This is a genomic window from Paenibacillus sp. J31R122, assembly GCF_056269185.1.
This window is the reverse complement of record NZ_JBWDNM010000005.1, coordinates 260897-284720: the sequence shown is the minus strand read 5'-3', so window position 1 is coordinate 284720 and position 23824 is coordinate 260897. Positions and strand designations below refer to the sequence as shown.

At 44.0% G+C, this 23824-nt stretch carries 18 protein-coding genes; 11 read left to right on the top strand and 7 right to left on the bottom strand.

Annotation, left to right across the window (positions count from 1 at the left end):
- Nucleotides 1–200: 200 nt before the first annotated feature.
- Nucleotides 201–1268 carry a dual-specificity RNA methyltransferase RlmN gene (gene rlmN / locus AC0YN7_RS10955; protein ID WP_475810019.1) on the bottom strand — a complete coding sequence of 356 codons (1068 nt, stop codon included), beginning with the start codon at nt 1266–1268 and terminating at the stop codon, nt 201–203.
- A 204-nt stretch (nt 1269–1472) separates the two neighbouring features.
- Between rlmN and AC0YN7_RS10950 the strand changes: the two genes are divergently transcribed.
- Together AC0YN7_RS10950 and AC0YN7_RS10945 are read left to right on the top strand one after the other, a co-directional pair.
- On the top strand, nt 1473–1835 hold the full coding sequence (locus AC0YN7_RS10950; RefSeq protein WP_475810018.1) for a winged helix-turn-helix transcriptional regulator: 363 nt from the start codon (nt 1473–1475) through the stop codon (nt 1833–1835).
- Between the two features lie 15 nt (nt 1836–1850).
- Nucleotides 1851–2777, top strand: a complete 927-nt coding sequence (locus AC0YN7_RS10945; RefSeq protein ID WP_475810017.1) for a DsbA family protein — start codon at nt 1851–1853, stop codon at nt 2775–2777.
- Between the two features lie 406 nt (nt 2778–3183).
- Here AC0YN7_RS10945 and AC0YN7_RS10940 read toward each other — a convergent pair whose 3' ends face one another.
- Nucleotides 3184–3540, bottom strand: a complete 357-nt coding sequence (locus tag AC0YN7_RS10940; protein ID WP_475810016.1) for a nucleotide excision repair endonuclease — start codon at nt 3538–3540, stop codon at nt 3184–3186.
- Nucleotides 3541–3702: 162 nt separating this feature from the next.
- Between AC0YN7_RS10940 and AC0YN7_RS10935 the strand changes: the two genes are divergently transcribed.
- The gene (locus AC0YN7_RS10935; RefSeq protein WP_475810015.1) at nt 3703–3885 is read left to right on the top strand and encodes a DUF2524 domain-containing protein; all 183 of its coding nucleotides are present in this window, start codon (nt 3703–3705) and stop codon (nt 3883–3885) included.
- Between the two features lie 125 nt (nt 3886–4010).
- On the opposite strand, the gene ade is transcribed toward AC0YN7_RS10935, so the two are convergent.
- Nucleotides 4011–5795 (bottom strand): adenine deaminase, encoded by a 1785-nt coding sequence (gene ade, locus AC0YN7_RS10930; protein ID WP_475810014.1) that lies wholly within the window; start codon nt 5793–5795, stop codon nt 4011–4013.
- Nucleotides 5796–6069: 274 nt separating this feature from the next.
- Here ade and AC0YN7_RS10925 point away from each other — a divergent pair, with 274 nt between their 5' ends.
- The gene (locus tag AC0YN7_RS10925) at nt 6070–6939 is read left to right on the top strand and encodes an ROK family protein (RefSeq protein ID WP_475810013.1); all 870 of its coding nucleotides are present in this window, start codon (nt 6070–6072) and stop codon (nt 6937–6939) included.
- A gap of 111 nt (nt 6940–7050) precedes the next feature.
- On the opposite strand, the gene AC0YN7_RS10920 is transcribed toward AC0YN7_RS10925, so the two are convergent.
- The gene (locus AC0YN7_RS10920; RefSeq protein WP_475810012.1) at nt 7051–7914 is read right to left on the bottom strand and encodes a LysR family transcriptional regulator; all 864 of its coding nucleotides are present in this window, start codon (nt 7912–7914) and stop codon (nt 7051–7053) included.
- A gap of 134 nt (nt 7915–8048) precedes the next feature.
- On the opposite strand from AC0YN7_RS10920, the gene AC0YN7_RS10915 reads away from it, so the two are divergent.
- Nucleotides 8049–9035 (top strand): DMT family transporter, encoded by a 987-nt coding sequence (locus AC0YN7_RS10915; RefSeq protein ID WP_475810011.1) that lies wholly within the window; start codon nt 8049–8051, stop codon nt 9033–9035.
- Between the two features lie 89 nt (nt 9036–9124).
- Here AC0YN7_RS10915 and AC0YN7_RS10910 read toward each other — a convergent pair whose 3' ends face one another.
- Nucleotides 9125–9877 (bottom strand): SDR family NAD(P)-dependent oxidoreductase, encoded by a 753-nt coding sequence (locus AC0YN7_RS10910; protein ID WP_475810010.1) that lies wholly within the window; start codon nt 9875–9877, stop codon nt 9125–9127.
- A gap of 231 nt (nt 9878–10108) precedes the next feature.
- Here AC0YN7_RS10910 and AC0YN7_RS10905 point away from each other — a divergent pair, with 231 nt between their 5' ends.
- Entirely contained in the window at nt 10109–10750 is a 642-nt protein-coding gene (locus AC0YN7_RS10905) for a TetR/AcrR family transcriptional regulator (protein ID WP_475810009.1), read from the top strand.
- A gap of 209 nt (nt 10751–10959) precedes the next feature.
- On the opposite strand, the gene AC0YN7_RS10900 is transcribed toward AC0YN7_RS10905, so the two are convergent.
- A complete protein-coding gene (locus AC0YN7_RS10900) occupies nt 10960–12015 on the bottom strand; it encodes a TlpA family protein disulfide reductase (protein WP_475810008.1) in 1056 nt (351 codons plus the stop codon).
- A 173-nt stretch (nt 12016–12188) separates the two neighbouring features.
- Between AC0YN7_RS10900 and AC0YN7_RS10895 the strand changes: the two genes are divergently transcribed.
- Nucleotides 12189–12353, top strand: a complete 165-nt coding sequence (locus AC0YN7_RS10895) for a hypothetical protein (RefSeq protein WP_475810007.1) — start codon at nt 12189–12191, stop codon at nt 12351–12353.
- Nucleotides 12354–12368: 15 nt separating this feature from the next.
- On the opposite strand, the gene AC0YN7_RS10890 is transcribed toward AC0YN7_RS10895, so the two are convergent.
- Nucleotides 12369–13262 (bottom strand): helix-turn-helix domain-containing protein, encoded by an 894-nt coding sequence (locus AC0YN7_RS10890; RefSeq protein WP_475810130.1) that lies wholly within the window; start codon nt 13260–13262, stop codon nt 12369–12371.
- A 142-nt stretch (nt 13263–13404) separates the two neighbouring features.
- Here AC0YN7_RS10890 and AC0YN7_RS10885 point away from each other — a divergent pair, with 142 nt between their 5' ends.
- The 4 genes from AC0YN7_RS10885 (at nt 13405) to AC0YN7_RS10870 (ending at nt 23652) form a co-directional block, all read left to right on the top strand.
- On the top strand, nt 13405–16299 hold the full coding sequence (locus AC0YN7_RS10885) for a family 78 glycoside hydrolase catalytic domain (protein ID WP_475810006.1): 2895 nt from the start codon (nt 13405–13407) through the stop codon (nt 16297–16299).
- 237 nt (nt 16300–16536) lie between these two features.
- Nucleotides 16537–20655, top strand: a complete 4119-nt coding sequence (locus AC0YN7_RS10880) for a choice-of-anchor I family protein (protein WP_475810005.1) — start codon at nt 16537–16539, stop codon at nt 20653–20655.
- A gap of 280 nt (nt 20656–20935) precedes the next feature.
- Nucleotides 20936–22135, top strand: a complete 1200-nt coding sequence (locus AC0YN7_RS10875; protein WP_475810004.1) for an MFS transporter — start codon at nt 20936–20938, stop codon at nt 22133–22135.
- 680 nt (nt 22136–22815) lie between these two features.
- Entirely contained in the window at nt 22816–23652 is an 837-nt protein-coding gene (locus AC0YN7_RS10870; protein WP_475810003.1) for a YitT family protein, read from the top strand.
- The last annotated feature ends 172 nt before the right edge of the window (nt 23653–23824 follow it).

Genomic DNA, 23824 nt, shown 5'->3' with positions numbered 1-23824 from the left:
CCACACCCAGGCTCATGATTAGTTGGGTAAGCTGATCACTCACATAAAGAAAAAGCGTATCCACTTAAAGGGATACGCTTTTGTGCTTATATATCTTCGCGAAACGATTACATATGCCGTATAGGACGGTGACCGCCGCTTACGCTTGTGTTATCTGATTTGTTGCCAATATACGAATATTAACCAACTACCACGCTTTCCTAGTTGGCCTTCTTAATTTGTTTGCTTCTCAGTTGACCGCATGCGGCATCGATATCCGAACCATGCTCAAGTCGAACACTGCAGCTAATTCCTTGTTTCTTCAACGTATCATAGAACGCACGTACGGCCTCCAGCTCGCTCCTCTGATACTGACCATGCTCATCTACTGGATTATACGGAATGAGGTTTACGTTGGCTAGACGGCGCCTATTCCCTTCTCCGATTAGCTCCGCAAGCTCAAGGGCATGCTCCCGCTGATCATTGACATCTTTCATCAGAATATACTCCAGCGTAATTCTGCGATTCGTTTTCTCTAAATAGTAATCGATGGCCTCCATTAGCTTTTCTATAGGGAGAGCACGATTTATTTTCATAATCCGAGTCCGAAGCTCATTGTTTGGCGCATGTAAAGAAACCGCTAGGTTTACATTAAGATCGGAATCCGTGAACTCATAGATTTTGTCAACAAGACCGCTAGTCGATACCGTAATATGTCTCGATCCGATAGCCAAGCCTTTATGATCTGTTATTGCATGAATGAAGTTGGTCAGGTTTGTATAATTATCAAATGGCTCGCCAATCCCCATGACCACAACATGGCTTACTCGCTCACCCTGCTTCTCTTTATCCAAATGAAGCTGAGCCTTCATAATCTGCTCCACAATTTCGCCGCTGGATAAATCTCTGCTTTTAGCGAGCAGTCCACTGGCGCAGAAGCTGCATCCAATATTACAGCCGACCTGCGTCGTTACACAGACCGACAAACCGAATTTATGCCGCATTAATACCGTTTCTATAAGATTGCCATCCTGCAGCTTGAATAAAAATTTAATCGTTCCATCCACAGATTCTTGCTTTAAGTGCTCGTGCTGTGTTTGGATGACAAAATGGTCCGTTAATAATTGGATACATGCGGGATTCACATCCACCATTTCCTCAAAATCGGTGACCCGTTTTCTATAAAGCCAATCCCATACCTGCAATGCCCGGAACTTCTTATGCCCATACTCCATGAGCCATGCTGTCAACTGTTCTAATGTTAATCCATAAATGGATTCTTTACTCATTATTTACCCTCTTTTCAAAGCTTTAATTCCCGCCTACTCTACATCTATAGCCGAATCTAACCATCTGTCTAGTATTGTCCCAAATATTATTTATTAAAGCAAGCAGAACGTACGTGTTACATATGGAAATAGTCGATTGATAAAATATATACTTGATATATTTTTTATACTCGCTATAATAAATTCATAAGGAAGGTGATCGAAATGAATGTATGCCCCTATTTTGAATACTCGCTCCAAATTCTAGGAAGGAAATGGAATGGGCTCATTCTCCATTATTTATCCCTTTGCGAGGGCGGCTCCTCTCATTTTTCAGAAATGAAACGAGATCTCCCGAATATTACGCCGAAAGCACTCTCGTCGAAGCTATCTGAGCTGATCGAGCATGAATTAATCTTGAAAAAGGTAATGGCAAGCACACCCGTCTCCATCTCCTATGAATTAACACATAAAGGGCAAACCCTTATCTCTTCACTTCAGCCCATTCAAGCATGGGCGCAGCAGCATATGAGATATGATCCCGATACACAACAATTAATGAAAACAATGAATGATAACAATTTATGAAAAGAGGAAGCAATCATGAATAATAAAATGGCCTGTGATTTAGAAACTGGAGTATGCGGAGTTGGCGGTGAGGAAGAAATGACACTCATCGACTTTAATGAGCCGCAAGAAAAGATAACTCTCTATTATGTTACAGATCCCATATGCTCGCACTGCTGGGCACTTGAACCGGTACTGCTGCGGTTTATCGAGCAATATGGACATTATATTCGCTTCCAGACTGTTATGGGAGGGCTGCTAAAGGGCTGGGAAGGCTTCGCGGACGTAAGTAACGGCATTGGTAAGCCATCCGATGTTGCTGGTCACTGGCGGGAGGTTGGTGAGCATTCTCGCATGCCAATTGACGGCTCTGTATGGATCGATAATCCGATCCAATCCTCGTATCCGCCATCTCGCGTCTTTAAAGTCATTCAGAAAATGGACGAGAATTTAGCTAATGTATTTTTACGACGGGCCAGAGAAGCTGTATTTGCTTTTAATCAGAACATTGGGGAAGATTCGGTGTTGATTGCGATTGTTAATCAAATGGGGCTGGATGGGGCAGAAATCGTGAACACTGCTGGGCTGCCAGCGACTCAGGAGCTGCTAGATCAAGACTTTGCGCTTGCCGGTAAACTAGGTGCACGTGGATTCCCAACTATTATTATGGTGAATGATCAAAATAAAGGCGTTAAAATCGTCGGCGCGCGATCATTTGCAAACTATGTTGACGGGCTTAAACAAGTTCTTTCTACGACCGATGAGCTTCAAGCAAAGCCACAGCCCGCTCTGTCAAGGCTTCTTGAGAAAGAGGTTCGGTTGTTCGCGAAGGAAATAGAAGTCATGTATGATCTGGAACCAATCCAGCTTAACTCATTTATTGAGAAGGAGCTTTTACCTGGGACGTATGAACAGAAAGAAATTTTGGGCGAAGGATATGTAGAGAAAGTTACGCAATCGTAACTAACAGGTTGCTACGGGGAGCTAGCTGTGTCATCTCAAACGCAATAGCAGCTGTAAGCACAAAAATCGAGTTTACAGCTCTTCAAACTAACCAAAAAGGAGACTTTAAGCGCCGAAAGCGTGCTTACAGTCTCCTTTTTCGTCAAAAACCTGGCGATATTCAAGCTGTAAGCTCGAAAATCAAGCTTACAGCTCTCAAACTAACCCAAAAAGAGGCTGTAAGCACCAAAATTGTGCTTACAGCCTCCCTTTTCGTCAAAAACCTAGCCATATTCAAGCTATAAGCTCGAAAATCGAGCTTACAGCCCTAAAACTAACCAATATTACAGCTGTAAGCCCAAAAACCAGGCTTACAGAAATCTGGCTAATGACTGTCTCGTCAAAGTCGTCCATTTCCCGTTCAATCTTACTTATACAGCACTTTTTCTACATTGTATTTAGCTCTTTTCGCGTTAACAATGTAGGTTTCATAAATTTCTCTATCAACCGCATCTTCGACGATACAAACCTCGATTTTAGTTACTTCGTCTCTATGCATTTTCATTGGGGATACTGTATCCTCAAAATGTTTTTTGATTCGAGGTCTTAGCTTCCTTGCTTTACCGACAAACAATAGCTCGTCTTTTTTATTATAAAACATAAAGATTCCACCCACTTCTCTTGAAATCAGGTGGAAATCGGTAAATCCATAAATATTGCTTAACACAGGAGAGTCCTGCTTATAAATAGTAACGTCCGGTGTTGGAATGGTTATACTTATCACTATAGCTCACATCCTCATTCTATATAGATGTAAATATTATCACAAATCGCATAGTAAAACCATTTATAACTTGTATCGATAAGTGAAGCAGGCTGAATAAGTTAAAGGAAATCCTACATAATAGTGGAGTGAAGTACACCTTACCGAATGGAGGATTTCAATATGCTTGAAAATCTCGAGAGCAATTACAACTGTGCCCAAGCAGGAGATGATCTTCATCAGCTTAAACAGGAGCTCGCGGCGCTGCAGAATCAACCGATAGAAAGTCAGCAACAGCAGGAAACGATCAATCGGCTTGAGAATCAGATCTCCTTTATTATGAACAAATGCGACATTAACCACTAATCATTAACCATTAAAATTAACCATCAGACACCAGCCAACAATATTGGAACGTAAGCGAAAGCACCCTCTTCATGCCATTAGCTGGTGAAGAGGGTGCTTATTATCTTCACTATAAACCCAATGAGTTAAACGATCTCTACATCAATCAACTTAAACTGTGTGACATCAACAATACCGCGGTTTGAAATCCGGATTTCAGGAATAACAGGCAAGGCAATGAGCGAGAAAGTCATAAACGGAGCATTTAACGAGCAGCCCAGCTGCTTCCAAGCCTGCTCCAGCTCAGTTACCTCTTTTACAACTTCAAGCAACGATTTATCCGACATCAGTCCCGCGATCGTCATCGGTACTTGCGCAAGCACCTTGCCATTCTCAACAACGATCATTCCGCCCCCAAGCTTGACCAGCTCATTAGCCGCGAATGCCATGTCTTCCTCATTGATACCCATTACAAGTAGATTGTGGCTGTCATGTGCTACTGTGGACGCTACCGCACCTGATTTCAATTGAAAGCCATGTGTAAAAGCAAGTGAAATCTGGCCTGTGCCACGATGACGCTCAATACATGCCAGACGGATAATATCCTGCGCTGCGTCAGGTTGAATAATCCCCTGCTCAACAGCGAGTGATGCTGTCATTTTCTCTGTCCTTGCACTATTTTCAATAATTTTAATAACGTTGATTTGCGTCTTATCCTGATCACTCCGGCTTTCCAGTCTAAAATCCTCAGCAGTGAGCTCACGTTTAATGTTCACCGAATTGCGGATATGCTCCGGATAGATGAAGCTAGGAAATTCTACAACAAGGCTGCCTTGATCGTAAATCACTTCACCATCTGTAATGACTGTTGTAGGCTCGATCCTTTGAAGATCGTCCAACAAAAGAATATCAGCCATCTTACCTGGAGTAATGCTGCCCAAATCCTTCTCCAGCTTAAAATAGCGCGCCACATTAATCGTTGCCATTTGAATGGCTGTAACTGGATTAACACCCTCTTCAATCGCACGGCGCACCACATGATTGAGATGCCCTTTCTCTACCAAGGTTTGTGGATTTACATCATCCGTAACTAGGGAAATATTGTCCGTGTTCACCTTGTCCTCGGTTACCACCTTAATAACCTCTTTGACATCATGCCAAGCCGAGCCTTCACGAATCATAAGATGCATACCGAGGCGCACCTTATGAAGACCTTGTTCACGGGTTATCGTCTCATGATCCGATGTTACGCCGGATGCAATATACGCCTGCAGCATGCGATCATCATCGCTTGGAAAATGTCCCGTTACCGTTTTACCGCTCTTGATCGTTTCCTCGATCTCACCGCACATCTTCGGATCGCCGTATACGACACCCGGGAAATTCATGACCTCGCCCAGTCCGACTACATTGTCCCATTGCAAGCCCTCTTTAATATCGTTCACTTCTAGTGTTGCGCCCGCGTCCTCCAGATCATCAGTCGCCGGAATGCAGGATGGGAAGGTCGTAAATACTTTAAGCGGCAGCTGTTGTCCCTCTTCGTGCATCAGCCTTACACCTTCCGTACCAAACACATTCGCAATTTCATGCGGGTCCATAAAGATACCTGTTGTCCCTTTGGCTAAAGCGGCTTTCGCAAATTCGGTAACGGATAGCATTGTACTCTCAACATGCATATGGCCGTCTAATAATCCCGGTGATATATATTTTCCTGACGCATCGATAACGACTGTCTGCTGACCAATCGTGTGGTCGGCGTTCCCTACATACGCAATTCTTCCAGCGGCAATCGCAACATCCATATGCTCAAGCAATTCGCCAGAATATACATTAACTAAAGTACCATTCTTAATAACTAAATCAGCAAAAGCTTCCCCTATAGCAACCTTGGCTAACGTTCTGTTAACCTCAATTAGTTTTTTTCGTGTCATAAGTCTCATACCCCTTTATGAACTTAATACGCAAAAAGGTTCCAAATAAGCGGATTTCTTCTTGGCTTGCTTATCAATATACATCAAATTTAAGCGTAGAGCCACTACATATGCTAACCTCATCACTCCGCATTCAGCTTGTACCAGTTGAGAATAATTAAGGGAGAAATACAGGCTTTTCTCCCCATCGATTCTAATTTATAAAATAAACTTATGTTAAAATAGATGGAGAGAGTCCCTATTAGATTACATATATATTAAGGAAGGTGAACCTATGCGCATTGGAGCCATTGAAGCAGGCGGAACGAAGTTCATTTGCGGAATCGGGAATGAACACGGCGAAATTATGGATAAGATCAGTTTTCCAACAGATGCTCCTGAAATTACTTTAAAGCAAGTGATAGACTATTTTAAAGACAAACAGGTTGAAGCAATAGGGATCGGCTCCTTCGGCCCGATCAATATTGACCAAGAGAGCCCGCAATATGGTTATGTGACAACGACACCTAAGCCTGGCTGGTCTAACTTCAACTTTTTGGGAGCGATGAGAGAAGCCTATGACGTTCCTTATGGATGGGACACGGATGTAAATGCAGCTGCCTTAGGCGAAGCTGCATGGGGAGCGGCGAAGGGCTTAACGAGCTGTGCCTATTTTACGATCGGAACCGGAATTGGATTAGGAGCTTATGTGGAAGGGAAATTAATTCACGGTCTTGTGCATCCAGAAGGCGGTCATGTATTCGTAAGACGTCATCCGGAAGACAGCTTTGAAGGGACTTGTCCTTACCATGGCGATTGTCTGGAGGGGCTCGCTTCAGGACCTGCTATTGAGAAAAGGTGGAGTACAAAGGGCCATAATCTACCTGTTGACCATTCTGCATGGACTCTCGAGGCTTACTATATCAGTCAAGCAATTGTTAATACCATTCTTATGCTATCACCGAAAAAGATCATTTTGGGCGGCGGCGTTCTAAAACAGTCTCAATTGTTTCCGATGATCCATCAGGAAGTAAAAAAGGGCCTGAACCATTATATTAACTCGGAAGCGATACTTTCGAACATAGAAAGCTACATTGTACCTCCAGGACTAGGGGATAATGCTGGTTTATGCGGTGCATTGGCACTCGGTTTGGCTGCTAAATAGCTTCAGCTTCATTCAAAACGAACGATAAATACCCTCCGGCTTACCTTAACTGGCAAGCTGGAGGGTCTATTTGCTGTAGCGGAAGAGCTTCCTTTCCCACCACAGCTGCGGTTAATTCGTCGCGCTTGTTCGAGCTACAATTTCATCGATAAAGGATTGTAATGTGCTTGTTAAGAAAGAATCTTTGCGGCGTATAAAAACAGTCGTAATTTCACGATAGGGTTCAGGTATGCTGTGACAGCATACCGCTCCATTTGCCACCAAATCTGCAACCGAGGACTCCGGTATAACGGTTATTCCTATTCCAGCAGCTACACTGCCAATAATCGTACCAAATGTTCCAAATTCCATAATCTGCTTAGGAATGATCCCCTCAACCTTCATCCAGCTCTCAAGCCTTCCGCGATAACCACAGCCTTTGTTGTAAAGCAGCAGAGGTGTTTTCGTTATATCCTCCAGGTCAAAGGCATCGCTCTTCGATACAAGCACAAGCTTCTCTTGAATCACCTCTACCTGTTCAATTAATGGATGCCTGATCGGTCCTGTAACAAACGCGCCATCCAGCCTCATAGCTATGACCTCTTGAAGCAGAAGCTCCGTCACGCCTGCTTTCAAAGATAATTCAACATTAGGATACTTGCTATAGTAAGAGGATAAGATTTCAGGAAGAGCAACTACCGTCTCCACAATACCAATTTCAAGAACACCGGAAGGCTTGGATTTGTCCTGAAAATTACTTTTCATTTCATCGAATTTAGTCAAAATCTCCCTCGAATATTCCAACAACCGCTTTCCTTCTGTATTTAAAATCATCCCGCGCTTATGCCGATAAAATAAGGGTGTCTGCAGCTCCTTCTCCAGCAGCTTAATTCTTGCCGTCACATTAGACTGTACATAGTTTAGCTCTAAAGCCGCTTTACTGACACTTCCATGAACAGCTACCATCTGAAAAATTTTTAAATCATTAAACTCCAATCCGTCCGCCCCTCTATCCTTCGAAATATATCAGCACTTTTACTATCATTATAAATGATGGATAGCATCACTTTGAATCATTTTACTAAACTATTTTAAACTCCTATCATTGGATAAGTATTGTAATCAGACAGATGCTTGTTAGGGAGAGAATAGTTTTGACAAAGAAACCGATCATTATAGGCTCCATCCTGTGTCTCATCGCAAGTATGTCCTGGGGAGCTATGTTCCCTGTTGCACATACTGCCCTACAGAAAATCGACCCGTTTTATTTCTCCTTTATCCGTTATTTAATTGTCGGTGTAATCCTAAGCATTATGCTTTGGATGAAAGAGGGAAAATCAGCTTTTCGCTTAGAGGGTAGAGGTAAAGCTTTATTGTTTTATGGAGTGATGGCATTTACGGTCTACAACATGTGTGTCTTCCTAGGCCAGCACCTCATGGGTGAAACCGGTACAGTCGCCGCCTCCATTATGGAAGTACTCATGCCGATGATATCCATTATGGTCATTTGGATCACGAAGAAAACAACGCCAAAAAAAGATACGCTTGTCAGTATAGCAATCGCTCTTGTCGGCGCCTTGCTTGTAATAACTAACGGAAAATTCGCCTTTTTCATGATGGCCGGTCAGCATCTCTTACCTTTGCTGCTCATTTTCGCAGGTGTAGTAGGTTGGGTGTTGTATTCAATGGGTGGAAGCACGTTTAAAGATTGGTCAGTTCTTCGCTATTCGACTTTGACCTGCTTGCTTGGCTCCGCTGTATCGTTTGTCATCGTTGCTTTGGCTTCAGCCTTTCAACTCGTTCCCGTTCCTTCTTGGGATACGATACTATCGATCAAATATGAAATGTCCTTCATGGTCCTGCTGCCAGGGCTGGCCGCGTTACTTAGTTGGAATTCGGGCATTAAATTATTGTCACCGCTGAACGGAATATTATTTATCAACTTCGTGCCAGTTACTACTTTCATTATTATGGCTGTACAGGGCTACCAAATTAGCTCGTATGAAATTTACGGGACATTGCTTATTATCTTTGCACTCGTCAGAAATAATATAAACCAGAGGAAGTCATTAAGCGAAAGCAAGAAAAGAGCACTTACTACTGCACCTAATCATTGATTCGCAAATGAATCTCAACGTACAAAAAGAAGGGCAGCCCCTTAGTCATATAATGACTATCGGAGCTGCCCTTTGCTATCCTGTTATTATTATTTCGCTGTAACGCCGCCGTCAACTGGAAGCTCAACACCTGTAAGGTAAGCAGACTCATCAGAGGCAAGGAACAGAACCGCGTCAGCCACTTCGGACGCGCGTCCTACTCTCGGCAACGCTGTTTGTGACAAGAACCATTGCAGCATTTGTTTGTTTTCTACGAATTCCGCACTCATCGGTGTTTCAATGAAGCCTGGGTGAACGGAATTAACACGTATGTTATCTTTGCCAAAATCGACAGCAGCCGCTTTGCTAAGCATACGAACCGCGCCTTTGGAAGCCGTATAAGCACCTGCTCCACTGCTTCCAGTTAAACCAGCGATGGATGAAATATTAACGATCGAGCCACCGTTGTTCGCTTGCATATGCGGAATAACATGCTTCATTCCTAGGAAAGTACTAGTCAAGTTAATGCTCATTACTTTATTCCATTGCTCAACTGTTGTATCAAGCAAATTAGCTGCATGAGATATACCCGCATTGTTGACCAGGATGTCCACTTTTCCATAAGCCTTGATTGTGTCCTCTACAACTCTGATCCACTCTTCTTCTGAAGCAACATTGTGCGGATAAGCCGATGCTTCGCCGCCGAGAGCTTCAATTTCATTCACTACAGCTTCTACTGCTGCTAAGTTGATATCCGTCGCAACAACCTTTGCTCCCTCTTTCGCGAACAATAGCGCTTCTTCACGCCCCATACCGCTTCCTGCTCCAGTAATAATGGCAACTTTATTTGTAAGACGACTCATATCCCATTCTCCTTTGTATTCGTATTATATTTCTTAATGAAAGTATGAAACCAACACATAACTGTTAAGCAAAATCAATACCAATCACATAAATGATAGTGTTACTATCATCATGATAAACATTATATCATCGATATAAACCAAACTCAATTCATTCTTGCTTAAGGGATAACTGGTCGATATACTTATAATTCAAATACCTAATTGAAGAAATGAAAGGATCGACCTCTCATGGATCCAAAAACTAGATACGAGAAAGAACGATCGGACGGTAAACAGCATCGTCTGCTTATGATTCTTGAAGCGGCAGAACACATATTTACTCTCAAGGGAATCGAGAAAACAACGATGCAGGATATAGCTAGTGAAGCCAATATTGGTATCGCTACTCTATTTCGGTATTTTCCAAAAAAAGAAAAGCTGGTCGTCGCTGTTGCTACTAAGCTGCTCGAGCCGATGCTCCATCAATTTCAATATATCGCTGATATGCCCTTAACTTGCCTTGAAAAGATCGAAAAACTATTTGATTTCTTTATTGAGGATCAGAACAATTTAAGTATAAAATTTATGGTCGATTTCGAAAGCTACGCCTCCCACTCTACTGAGCCATTGGAGGATATCCAAAACTTCAATGCATTGACGCGTATTATTTTGCATGAGTACACAAAAATTATTCAAGATGGCATGGTAGACGGTTCAATTCGTTCAGATCTTCCTGTTGAAGAAACTTTAATCACTGTCATAAATGTTTTCGGCATTTTCTCTAAGAAGCTGTCGCTGCAAAAAAATATTCTTCTGCTCGAATCAGATATTGAATCTGACCGTCAGCTCATGATTCTCAAAAAAATTCTGTTGGATTACTTGAAAGCCTAAGGAAAAAGGCGGACAACCATTGAAAACCATTGGCTCCTATATAAATCGAGATCAAAAATTATCTTCTTCATCAAAATCAAAAACTCTCTATCCCACCGAAAAAGGAGGATAGAGAGTTTTTGATTATTAGATAAGTGCGGTGCTTACTTTAACGACTCGATCATTTTCCTGGAAACTGTGATCAAGCCCCTGGATGGCCACTTTCACAGCTAGTTCATATCCCTTATTGCATTCCTCATGCTTTCATAACTTATTGCCCCTACATGCTGCTTTCGAATTACGCCCGTCGCATCAATAAAAAACGTTGTTGGATAGGCCGTTACCCTATACCGCTGGCTGACAGCGCCTGCCTCATCCAATACAATCGGAAAGCTCAGCTGTCGATGATCCACATAATGGTCCACGTCCTGCCTATTCCCCTCTTGGCTTGTTACATTAACCGATAAGATGACTACATCTTGATCTCCATAGTTCTTATACAGCTTCTCCACATGAGGCATCTCTGTTTTGCAAACGCTGCACCAGGTCGTCCAAAAATTAATCATGACCTTCTGTCCTCGGTAATCCGATAAGCTCACCGTATTCCCCTTCAGATCGGCAAGCTGGAAGCTCGGGGCGCTCTGTCCCGTACGAATACCAATTTTCGTTTGATTCCCTTCATCAACGACCTCATCGGAGGTCTTATCGGAGAATAGACCGGTCCTGATCTGATCATGAACCGTATAGCCTATCAATCCTATAACAAGTGCTAGCCCAAGCATCTGTACAGTAGACCGCATCGTCACTTTTCGAGCTGGATTTTGCAGTAAAAGCAGCAAGCCCATAGCAAAGAAAAGGACCACATATTGAATGGCATCAACAGAGTCCGACCATACAATCCTCGCCAAAAAATAGACCGCCAGCCAGCCCGACACCATCGCCGCTGTTAATGCTCCCGCTTGTTTAATACCTAAGCTAGCCTTAAATCGGAAGGCGATAAATCCAACCGCAACCACAGATGCAAGCCAGAAGCCCTTCGTGCCTCCGTCAAAAAAAAGCAGCGACTGCGGTTGATTAATGACACTCTTAGGATCAAATAAAAAGAAACTTCCCTTCCAGACGATAACCCATAAGAAGACGGCACTCCAAGCAATTGATGTTACTTTTTCTTTATCTGAACGCCCTCTGCAACGAAGATGTATCACTAGCACCCCAGCTATGCCCGCAATCAAATAAACGAGCAGCTCCGTATTCAGTACGAAAGATCCGATCTGAAGATTTGACACCTGACTCCCCCCTTTAACTTCGGCGTATCATCGAACAACGCATACATGATTCCAACGTGCTTTATTAATATTGTCGCAATATTCCTTCATGAAGACAAGAGCATACTCTGGATTGAAAACGGCATGATGTGGAAGCCTATAGTTGATGTTATTTTCTGAAGGGAGGTATTCGTATGCCAAACAATCAAGAACAGCCATCCAAAGCAGAAGTTCAGACGACTAAACTTAACAAATTGCCTGTTCCAGGCAAGTTTGAACCGGAATTTTCCGCAGAGGAAGCAGCAGAAGTGTTAGAAAAAGTGCAATCCGCTAATCGTACTTCTGATAATCAAGAGTAAGACTCGTCTTGTTCACTATTTAATAGGCAGCGTTTGTATCGCCTTTTCCTGACGATAGCGTGCGGGAGTATGGCTCGTCGATTGCTTAAACAGACGGTGAAAGATTTTGAGGTCATGAATCCCTACTCGCGACGCAACATCCGCCACAGTAAGGGAAGCAAGTAGAGGATCGGATAGCAGCTTACAGCTGCTTTCGATCCTTTCTTGTTGTATGAGGGTCGTTAGAGAGCTTCCTGTATGCTTGCTCACAATACGCTGCAGCTGCCTCTCACTCAATCCAATATATTTAGCAATTTCTGAAATCGTCAGCTTTTCGTGCAGATGCTCTCGTATATACTGATATACCCGCTCCACCATCTTGGCGGAAGGATGCTCTTTCGGCGGCTCCCCATTCAAAGCACGCTCCATTCCGATTAGAAGCTGTAAAAGCAGACCGCACAGCATCGTTCCGTATCCCGTACGTTTCTGCTCGAACTCCCTATACAAGGAATCGAACAATTGACCAAACTCGCCTGATTGTTCACGTATCTGGATCCAGCGGTTCGTCTTTTCATTGATGTGCTGGAAGAGGTATAGACTATACTCCATAGGCAAGATGGATGTCAGAAAACGAAATATTTTCTCATCGAAAATACAATTCCCTATAATTAGCGGATTTTTGGCGTTATGGGCAGAGGGCCTGAAAATATGGGATACACCAACGGGCAGAAAAAATAGATCACCCTTCGTTACTCGAATCGTCTGATCCTCGATATAATGGAAGCCGCTTCCTTCCCATACATAACAAATTTCAATAAAGTCATGCTTATGCTCAGGCAGCTCAAAACTTTCTGGTACCCGATTAATGAACAATGAAAGACCGTTGGAGAAAAACTCATCTCCTCTTTCTATCATAGGACTTGGTTTCATCACTTAGCTTCATCCCTCTTTAGTAACGAAATGACTACGATGTCATCTTATACCTATATAGAGTCGTAATCAACCCATAAAATCTACTGATGAGTATTTTATAATACAGAAAAATTCTATTAGACAGGCAGGCGAGCAGATCATGATGAACAGAGATTGGCTAGCGCAGTGGATATGGGGAGACGGAGAAGCTAGTCCTCGCAATGAGTGGAGATGCTTCCGTAAAACATTCGATGTACCAAATGAGGGAACCCGTTCTGGAACTCTCCGAATTACCGCGGATTCTCGTTACGTATTATTTGTGAACGGTACCCAATTAGGTCGTGGACCTGTTCGCTCGTGGCCTTCCGAGCTATCTTACGACACCTACGAAGTCGGACATTTACTGAAAGCAGGCCAAAAAAATACGATATCCGTGCTGGTGCTGCATTTTGGCGTATCTACTTTTTACTATTTAAGAGGTAGAGGCGGGCTGCTGCTTGAGCTGGAATATGAGGATGGCACCACCCCTGTTTATTCAGACGCAACATGGAAGACCTCTCTTCACCTTGGACATCAACCGCGAGCGTCCCGCATGACATGTCAGCAAGCTTTTACTGAATATGTTAAGGCATCAGCATGGGATGAAGCTTGGAGGCTTAGGAGCTATGATGACTCCAATTGGGACGCTGCCATTGTTCTTGGACCGGTCGGCATGGAGCCTTGGACGACAGTAAAGCCGCGCGACATCCCTATGCTTACGGACGAGAAGGTTAGCCCTGTTCGTGTAGAGTCGCTTGCAAGGGTGCGATCCTTCAGCATTTCTACGGCTATCGATGTCCGAAATGCACTTGTAATAGGAAGTGAGGAGCACGCGAATCATTTACAATTTACCGGATTTGTTGTGACAGCAATCAGAGCCAGTCAAGCAGTCAAGGCTACTCTCGGATTTCTTGCACCAGGAGAATGCTTGCGTGCATGCTCCATAAATGGAGTAGAAATCGCTGACAGTCAATTTTATGGCACAACACCTGAACGATATATTGATATTGATCTGCAACAAGGAGACAATTTGATGCTAATTGACGTTTCGGGAGGCGTGCACACCGGCAAGCTTCAAATAGGTGTTTATGCGGATGAGCCTATTCAATTGGAATTTAATTGTCCGATCCTGGATTTGGAAGAGAAATCTGTGTTTTATTCTATCGGTCCGTTCGATCATGTCATGCCTTTAGACCATCAAGCAAACCGTCAACTCGATTGGAATCACCCTGTATACAAGGAGCTGTTAAAGCAAGTTAATAATGCTAAGGATTTGACGTCTTATGAAGAGTGGTTGCGTCCTATTGCTCAGAAATATGTATCTGAAGTGGATGTATTCAGTTTGTGCGTATGGCGGAAGGAAAACGTTAAGCTCGCCGTGCCGCTTCAGCTGCAAAACGCGGTCATTCCGAATATTCATGCGGGTGTCGTTCCCATGTATGAAGGCTTTGATACCGAGCTTATCATAGACTTCGGGAAAGAGTATTCGGGATATATATCGTTTGAAGTAGAAGCTGCTGAGGGGACCATTCTCGATTGGTATGGCTTCGAGTATATGGCGGATGATTATCGTCAGGACACATTTGGTCTTGATAATTCGCTGCGGTATGTATGTAATTCCGGCAGACAATCTTATGAGAGTCCTATTCGAAGAGGATTCCGCTATTTAGCGCTTAATGTTCGTAATGCGGCAGTCCCTGTAAAAATATACAATGTCAGCATGTCCCAAAGCAATTACCCTGTAGCGGAAGTAGGGCGGTTTGAATGCTCCGACTCGCTCTTGAATGATATTTGGGAAATTAGCCGCCATACAACGAAGCTGTGTATGGAAGATACCTTCGTAGACTGTCCAGCTTATGAGCAAGTGTTTTGGGTTGGCGATAGTCGGAATGAAGCATTGGTCAGCAACTATATCTATGGTGTGCAGGATATGCTGAAGCGCTGCCTTCGGCTTGTGCCAGGCTCGAAGCATCAGACGCCGCTGTTCGCGGACCAAGTTCCTAGCGGCTGGAGCAGCGTTATTCCGAACTGGACCTTCTTCTGGGCGATCGCATGCTATGAATACTATGAGCAGACCGGAGACAAGGATTTTGCTGCAGAGATGTATGAGCATATCAGCTTTACTCTAGACCATTATTTACAGAAGATAGACAGCAGCGGACTGTTCAACATCAAAGGCTGGAATCTGCTTGACTGGTCGCCGATTGATCAGCCAAACGATGGTATTGTTACTCATCAGAACATGTTCCTTGTGCGGACTCTTCGTGTTGCGGCAGAAATGGGACGATTGACAGGCGACCAAGAAGGCAGCGCCCGGTTATCGCTTGCGGCCGAACAACTCAATACGGCGATCAACGAGCAGCTGTGGGATGAAGAAAAACAAGTCTATATCGACTGTATCCATGCAGATTACAGACGATCCGATACAATCAGCATGCAGACACAAGTTGTAGCATCTCTGACTGGTGTAGCGCAAGGCAACCGCAAGAAGGTTATTGATCAGTATTTGACTGCTCCGCCAGCACATTTCGTACAAATTGGCAGCCCTTTTATGTCATTCTTTTATTACGAAGCATTGGGTAATTTGGGTGAAGTCGGCTTAATATTGGATGATATTCGAAAAAATTATGGCAATATGATCGTTCACGGAGCGACCACTTGCTGGGAGCAGTACCCTAATTTCACTGAAAATCGCGCGAATCCGGATATGCTCTCTCGCAGCCACTGTCATGCATGGTCCTCCGCACCGGCTTATTTCTTAGGAAAAGAAGTACTTGGAATAAGAAGCACTTCGCCAGGATGGAGCGAGGTAGAAGTGGCACCTTCCCTTAACGGGCTTGCATGGGCTCGCGGCAGTGTACCGCATCCGGCCGGTGGACGTATCGACGTCTCATGGAGGGTGGACGAGATTAACAAGACGTTAAAGCTTAGCGTTTCTTACCCGGGTGGCGTGCAGTTGAATATCAAAATCCCAGAAGGCTATACCGCAGAAGTTAAACAGACTGTGTTGCAGTAAGTACAAGCGTAAACGGCCCTCGCCGCCCTTAGCGGCGTAAGTTCTTTAATAGTGAAATATAAGCCCGCCCCTCAAATGAAGGGCGGGCTTTTTTCTGCATGTATATACACTCTTATTCTTACAAATTTTACATTAGCAGAAACAATAAAGGCAGTCCCGTTAACAAATGACTTTTACAATAAAGGAAGATTATATAAATAGGAGAGTGAACTTATCTTGAATACAAGAGGGAAAAAGATGGTGGCGTTACTATTGGCTGCCCAAATGCTTACTAGTTCTTTGTATGCAGGAAGCGCAGCGATGGCGGCTCCCGCACCAATTACAGGAACACCCTACAAAGTAGATGGAAGCTACGATGTTAAAGTGCCGCACGTCATTATTAATCAGGTGTATGGCGGCGGAACCGATCCGAACGATCAAGGCACTTATGCTTCTAATGGATTCATCGAGCTGCACAATCCGACTGACAGCGATGTAAGTCTTGAAGGCTGGTCACTTCACTATGCTTATGCACAAGATAGCACGGGTGTATCAAACGACTGGACGAAATTGAATCTGAAAAATACAATAAAAGCGCACTCTTCCTATCTGATTATCGGCGCAGCAACTAAGGCACCTACTCCATTACTGGATGTATCTACTAAGTATGATCAAAAGCTGGTTGATGAGAATGCGAATGATATTTACATTCATAACAAAGGATTAAAGGTAGTATTACTCAGTAACACCAATACTCTGACTGAAGCTAACCCATTTAGCCCTACGATTGTTGAAGGTTATGTGGACATGCTAGGAACGGCAGGTAATACAGCTGGAAATAAGATTGATGGCTACGAACAAGACTATTCTACAGGAAAAGATGCAAGCAACTCTAAGAAAATCGGTCTACGCCGTCTCAATTTCTCCGATGCGGATAACAATAAGACCGATTTCGAACTAATTGATTATTCCGCTCCTTCGCTAAACGGCAAAGGGCCTCGCTACAGCGGCGATCTTGCTTGGGGCCAGTCCGCTCCAGAACTCGGCATTGCGACAAAAGAACTTGCAAATGCTAATGTGGGCTCACCTTATTCGGTAACAACATCCGTATATGGCGGTACTCTTCCCTATACATACGCTGCGACTGGGCTGCCAACCGGCCTTGCCATCAATCAGGATGGCAGTATTACAGGAACACCAACTTCAGAGGGCATAGCTTCGGTAAGTTTGACTGTAACCGATAGCGCCAACCCTCCAGTTGTTGTTAATAAGGTGTTTACGCTAACTGTCCAGAAGCCACAAATCGCTGACAAGTTGAACGTTGAGAAAATTAGTCAATATACGGTCGGCACTTCAAGCAAAGATGGTGGCGTCGCGGAAATTGTTAAATATAATAAAGACAATGGAAAAATGTATATTGTGAATGGCGCAAGTAATCCGCCAAGCATGGATATCGTAGCCCTGACTACCAACGCCACTCTAACGAAAGAAAAATCGATTCTCGTTAAACAGTTATCGGAAACTGATGGTTTCGTCTATGGCGACTTGACCAGTATCGATATTAATACGGCAACTAAACGTGTAGTCGTAGCTATACAAGAGGCTGATTCTATGAAGAACGGCAAAATTCTCGTGCTCGATTATGATGGAAATCTATTGAAGACGCATGAAGCTGGCGTTCAGCCCGATATGGTTAAATTCACCTCCGACGGCAAGTACATACTAACAGCAGACGAAGCTGAGCCGCGTACGTCAGCAGGGGACCCTGAAGGCAGCGTGACGATTATTGACACACTAACAAATGTATCTACTCTCGTGGAATTCAATAATCCCGCAGTTATAGATGATCTGGTTCATATTCGCGGCGCATCTGACCCAATCTCCGGGAAGATTACCGGAAGCGGCTCCAAGACGGATGCGATTTTCGACCTAGAACCGGAATATATTGCTCTAAATGAAAACGAGACAAAAGCATACATCGCGCTGCAAGAGAATAACTCAATTGCGATTATTGATATTGCTTCCAAGTCGGTTGATGCCGTAAAGGGACTTGGGTATAAAGACTTTAATCAATCTAAAAACGCCTTAGACTTAGTGAAGGACGGACTTATTCATTTGGAGAACGTGCCATTCTTCGGTATGTATATGCCAGACGGCATCGCAAGCTATAACCTCAATGGAAAACAATATTTGTTCACAGCCAATGAGGGGGATGCAACAGAGTGGCCTGCTGACTCAGATACACCTACCCGTATAAACGCAACAACAATAGGTAAAATCAATGGTGGATTAAACCCAGCATCTGCTGCGGCTATTTTCTTAAATGGGAAAACGGCATACGATAAAGTAGAAGTAGTCAGTGATATGGGTAATGACGGTGTTTATATGTACGGCGGGCGCTCCTTCTCCATCTGGGACGCAGACACAATGGCTCAAGTGTACGACAGCGGCAGTGATTTCGAGACCATTACTTCGCAGCGGCTGCCCGATTATTTCAATGCAAGCAACAGCAAGACCGATAAGGATGACAGAAGCACCAAAAAAGGACCAGAGCCGGAATATGTTGCTGTTGGTCAAGTTGGCAGCAAAGCTTTCGCTTTCGTAGGACTGGAGCGTATTGGCGGCGTTATGACCTACGATGTAACGAATCCAGAAAATCCGATATTCGCCAACTACATCAACACACGCGATTTCACCAAAGGATTAAATACGGATACGGGACCAGAAGGTCTGGAATTCATTCCGGCAACGAGCAGCCCAACAGGATTGCCACTCTTACTGGTTGCCAATGAAGTGGGCGGCACAATCGCCGTTCTACAAATGAACATCACCAAGGTTACACTAGACAAATCCGCGCTTTCCTTAGTTCCAAATGGAACTGGCGCACAGCTTACGGCTGATGTAACACCGGTAGGCAGCACAGATCGTTCCGTAACATGGACAACATCCAACTCAAGTGTAGCCCGGGTAAATGCAAACGGATTTGTTACACCAGGATCGGTAGAAGGCACAGCTGTAATCACAGCACTTAGTGCTGATGGCTATGGTATTGCCGAAGCTATCGTAACGGTGAAGGCATCAGGCTGGACTGGCGATGGATACGTCCCTCCTACACCTCCTGTTAAACCTGATCAGCCGGGCACAGGAAAGGTTGTGCTTTCTGAAAAAGCACTAACTGTAACCAAAGGAACAAATGCTGATGGTCAAGTCGTTAATCAAGTGACGGTTAAAGCCGAAGAGCTGCAAGCCGCACTTAAAGAAGCTGTAGCTTCAGCAGGCGCAGGAAAGCAAGCGGAAGTAAACATTACTATGCCAAGCTTGCACGGAGCAACAACGGTTACACTACCTGCCGCGGCTTTGATGCGTGAGAATGGTAAAGATACTCCCGTTAGCATTAGCATGGAAACGGGAGATGCGGTCTATAAATTGCCGCTGAACAGCCTCAACCTGCCTAATGATGGATCAGTTAGCATTCGTGTATCAATCACTCCAGTGACGGATATAACGCTAGCAGCACTGAAAAGCAAAGTGAAATCCATCGGCGCAGAGCTGACAGGAAATATGGCATTGGAGTTTAAAGTATTCCTTGTAACAGGCAACCAAGAGAAGGAATCGACTGATTTTGGTTCTACCTATGTCTCGCGCGTCATTTATGTGCCAGCAGCTTCAAATGGAACGAACGTATCAGCAGTAATGGTTGATCCGACTACCGGCGAGCTTATTTTCGTACCGCATATTCATACAACATTGAATGGCAAAGCGGCGGTTGAAATAAAGCGACCTGGCAATAGTATCTATGCCATGATCCAATACAATAAGAGCTTCACTGATCTGAATGGACACTGGGCGAAAAAAGAAGTTGAAGCCATGGCGTCTAAGCTTATCGTCAAAGGCGTTAACGACAATGATTTCGCACCAGACAAAGCGATCACAAGAGCTGAATTCACATCCATGCTCGTTCGCAGTTTAGGGCTTACAGCAGGTAAAGGCTCCACTGCATTCCATGATGTTGCACCGAGTGCATGGTATGCAGGCTCAATCGAAACAGCCGTTCAATTCGGACTGGTTAACGGAATTGCATCAGCAGAGTTTGCGCCTAATGACAATATTACTCGAGCGCAGATGGCGGTTATGATTGCCCGTGCTATGGAAATTGTGGATGCAGCAAATCTATCCAGCAACACAGACTCACTGAACAAGTTCTCAGACTCTGACACCATTCCGCAATGGGCATCGTCGCAAGCGGCACTGCTGGCGGACAAGGGTATCATGCAGGGTAACACGAAGGGCGCTTTCGCCCCTTCAAATCACGCAACTCGTGCTCAAGCCGCTGTTATTTTGCAACGGACGTTGAAGCAGCTGAAGTTCTCTAATTAATATGCTGTGAGTGTAAAGGGTTATCGCCGACTTCTGTGGATAAAGCGTCCACTTGGCGGTGAAATAAAAAGCCGAGTATACGGTGATTGTTACATTTTATAGAAAAGGACAGTCGAGCAAGGGTTGATCCCTAATCGACTGTCCTTTTTAATTCAGAAAATATTTCTCTTGATATTAATTTTATAAAATTAAATAATATTAAACAGGTCTTATATGTCGGGTCTGTATAATATTAAGATGACGCTTCACTCCAGACAGAAGAAAGGTTGACATCTACAGCATGAATTTGACACAAAGCATTAACAGGAAACTAGTAAAAAAAGAACCGTTCCCCATCGCCATACTATCCCTAACAGTAGGCTCATTCGCAATTGGCATGACTGAGTTTGTCATCATGGGTATTCTGCCTAATGTAGCTGATGATTTGCATGTTAGCATTTCAACCGCAGGACAACTCATAACGATGTATGCGCTTGGGGTAGCCATCGGAGCACCTATACTAACGATCCTCACCCAACGAATTCCGCAGAAGAAGCTGCTATGCTTGCTCATGGTTCTCTTTATTCTTGGTAATGGAATTTCCGTCTTCGCTCCTAACTATGCTGTCCTAATGGGAGCGCGTATGGTTACCGCATTAACTCACGGCACTTTCTTTGGGGTAGGAGCGGTCATCGCCGCCAATCTAGTACCTCCGAACAAACGTGCAGGGGCAGTGTCCATTATGATGGCTGGCTTAACCATTTCAAATATTATCGGTGTTCCGCTGGGCACCTTTATCGGACAGCATATGGGCTGGCGCGCGTCGTTTGGTGCAATTGCAATAATGGGAGTCATAGCACTGATTGGCATTATGATGTTCATTCCACGCATTAAGCAAGAAAAACCGATTAGTTTAGTTCAGCAGATTGGCGCGTTGATTCAGCCCAGGCTGCTTCTTTACTTGCTGATCGGAGCGCTAGGAAATGCCGGCTTGTTTACCGTATTTACTTATATAGCTCCACTGCTGCAGCAAGTGAGCGGTTTTGCCGATCATCATGTAACCTGGATTCTCGTTCTATTCGGCTGCGGCGTGACGATCGGTAATATCGTCGGTGGGAAGCTTGCCGATTGGAAGCTAATGCCCTCCATACTCGGGCTTTATTTTGCGATAAGTGTCATCCTTACTATCTTTACTTTTACAGTCCATAGTCCAATCGCTGCCGTTCTAACTATATTTCTATGGGGTGTTGCTTCCTTTGCGGTAATGCCTGGGCTGCAGGTGCGGGTTATGAGCCTCGCGCAGTCCGCGCCGGCGCTTGCCTCTACTGCCACTCATTCTGCCGGCAATTTGGGAAACGCGACTGGAGCCTTCATTGGCGGATGGGTCATTACTCATCTAGCTATAACCTCGCTGCCTTGGGTAGGCGCCCTGCTTGTAGGTCTCGGTCTTATTTTGGGAATAACCAGCTATATAATGGAGCGCAAGAAAAGTATCGTATAAGCTTGTTAGAGGATGAATCTAGAGACAGCCCCGGCTTCGCTATAGAAGCTGGGGTTTATATTCTTCTGGCTTCCTCCATGTATGAATATTCCATATTTCGAAAGAATAAAGGTGATGTCGCAGCTATCTCATAACGTGGTTTACTATTGCGGTTAGACCGATTATGATCACTATACTATCCTTTTAAATAACGACTGTTGATTAACCAGCATACGGTAGCGGTTGCTGAGACTGAAAGGTTTGGTGGCGAGGTTAAATTAGTTGAAGATTATGAAACTAATGAGAGCCATTAGGGAGTTAGAGACGATTTAGTTTCAGAATTTAAAGCTAATTGACCGAAAAGAGGACACAAATCAGCTAACCCTGCCTACTAAGTTCATTCCCTGACACTAAATCGCAGCTCTCCCTATTACTGTCTCATTTAATTACAAATATTGAAACTACGTGGGCATCGTGGGCAAAGTAAATATCGTGGATATCGCAAATTAGGCAATTGTGAGAAGAGGAATAGCGGAACTATGTCCGTTAAACTATTTTACGTTTGTTTTGCCCTAGCCGCTAGCTAGGTGGACAGTCTGTACGATCTATTTTTTCGAGTATCAGAATAATTAACCGACAAGCTCTACACGCTTTATACCATCCTTACAAATTTAATTTCAGCTTAGAAAGCAGGCATTTCAATGAAAAAAAGATTACTAGACATGGTCTCCATCATCTTCGGCGCTCTTCTATTTGCATTGGCCGTCAATTTATTCGTGATCCCGAATCATTTCGGTGAAGGCGGTGTAATTGGCTTAACGATCATTGCTTATTACCTATTCGAATGGTCACCCGGACTTATCGCGCTCATTATTAATTTCTTTTTGCTCATCGTAGGTTATAAGCTGTTGGATAAGACAACGGTGATTTATACGATTATCGCTGTTTCATTCAACTCCTTGTTTCTACATCTGACTGAAGATTGGCATATTCAATCGACTGAATTAACGGTCAACGCGATTTTCGGAGGCATATTTGCCGGAGTCGGCCTTGGTTTGATTATAAGGGCCGGCGGTACAACGGCGGGCTCGACGATTCTAGCTAGACTCGCAAATAAGTATTTGGATTGGAACATCAGCTATTCACTCTTACTGTTCGACGCGATCGTTGCCATCTCTTCTGTATACATTATCGGCGCACAGGGTCTAATGTTGACCATTCTAATGCTTTATATCGGCACTAAAGTGATGGATTTCATCATTGAAGGGTTAAATCCGAAGAAAGCCGTTACGATTATATCCGATGAGCAGGACAAAATTGCTGCGCAAGTCAATCAACTGATGGATAGAGGGGTGACTGTTCTATATGGTCGTGGATATTATTCCAAGCAGCCTCGAGAGATTCTGTACATTGTTATAAGTAAACAGGAAGTAAGCTTCCTTAAAAAAATTGTTAAAGCGCACGATAAAGACGCATTTATTACCATTCATGACGTACGCGATGTGTTCGGCGAAGGCTTTATCGATATTGCAAAGTAATGCTTATGAACAAATACTATGACTTTGCTCACAGCAATTATATTGTGTTCGTACTACGATTGATCGTATACAGGTGTTGAGCTTCCTGTTGATGGTGGTGTCACAGCTGAGTAAGGCTAATCCTTACGATTAGTATGCTATCAATGACCGTTAGAGGACTAAGACCACCGGC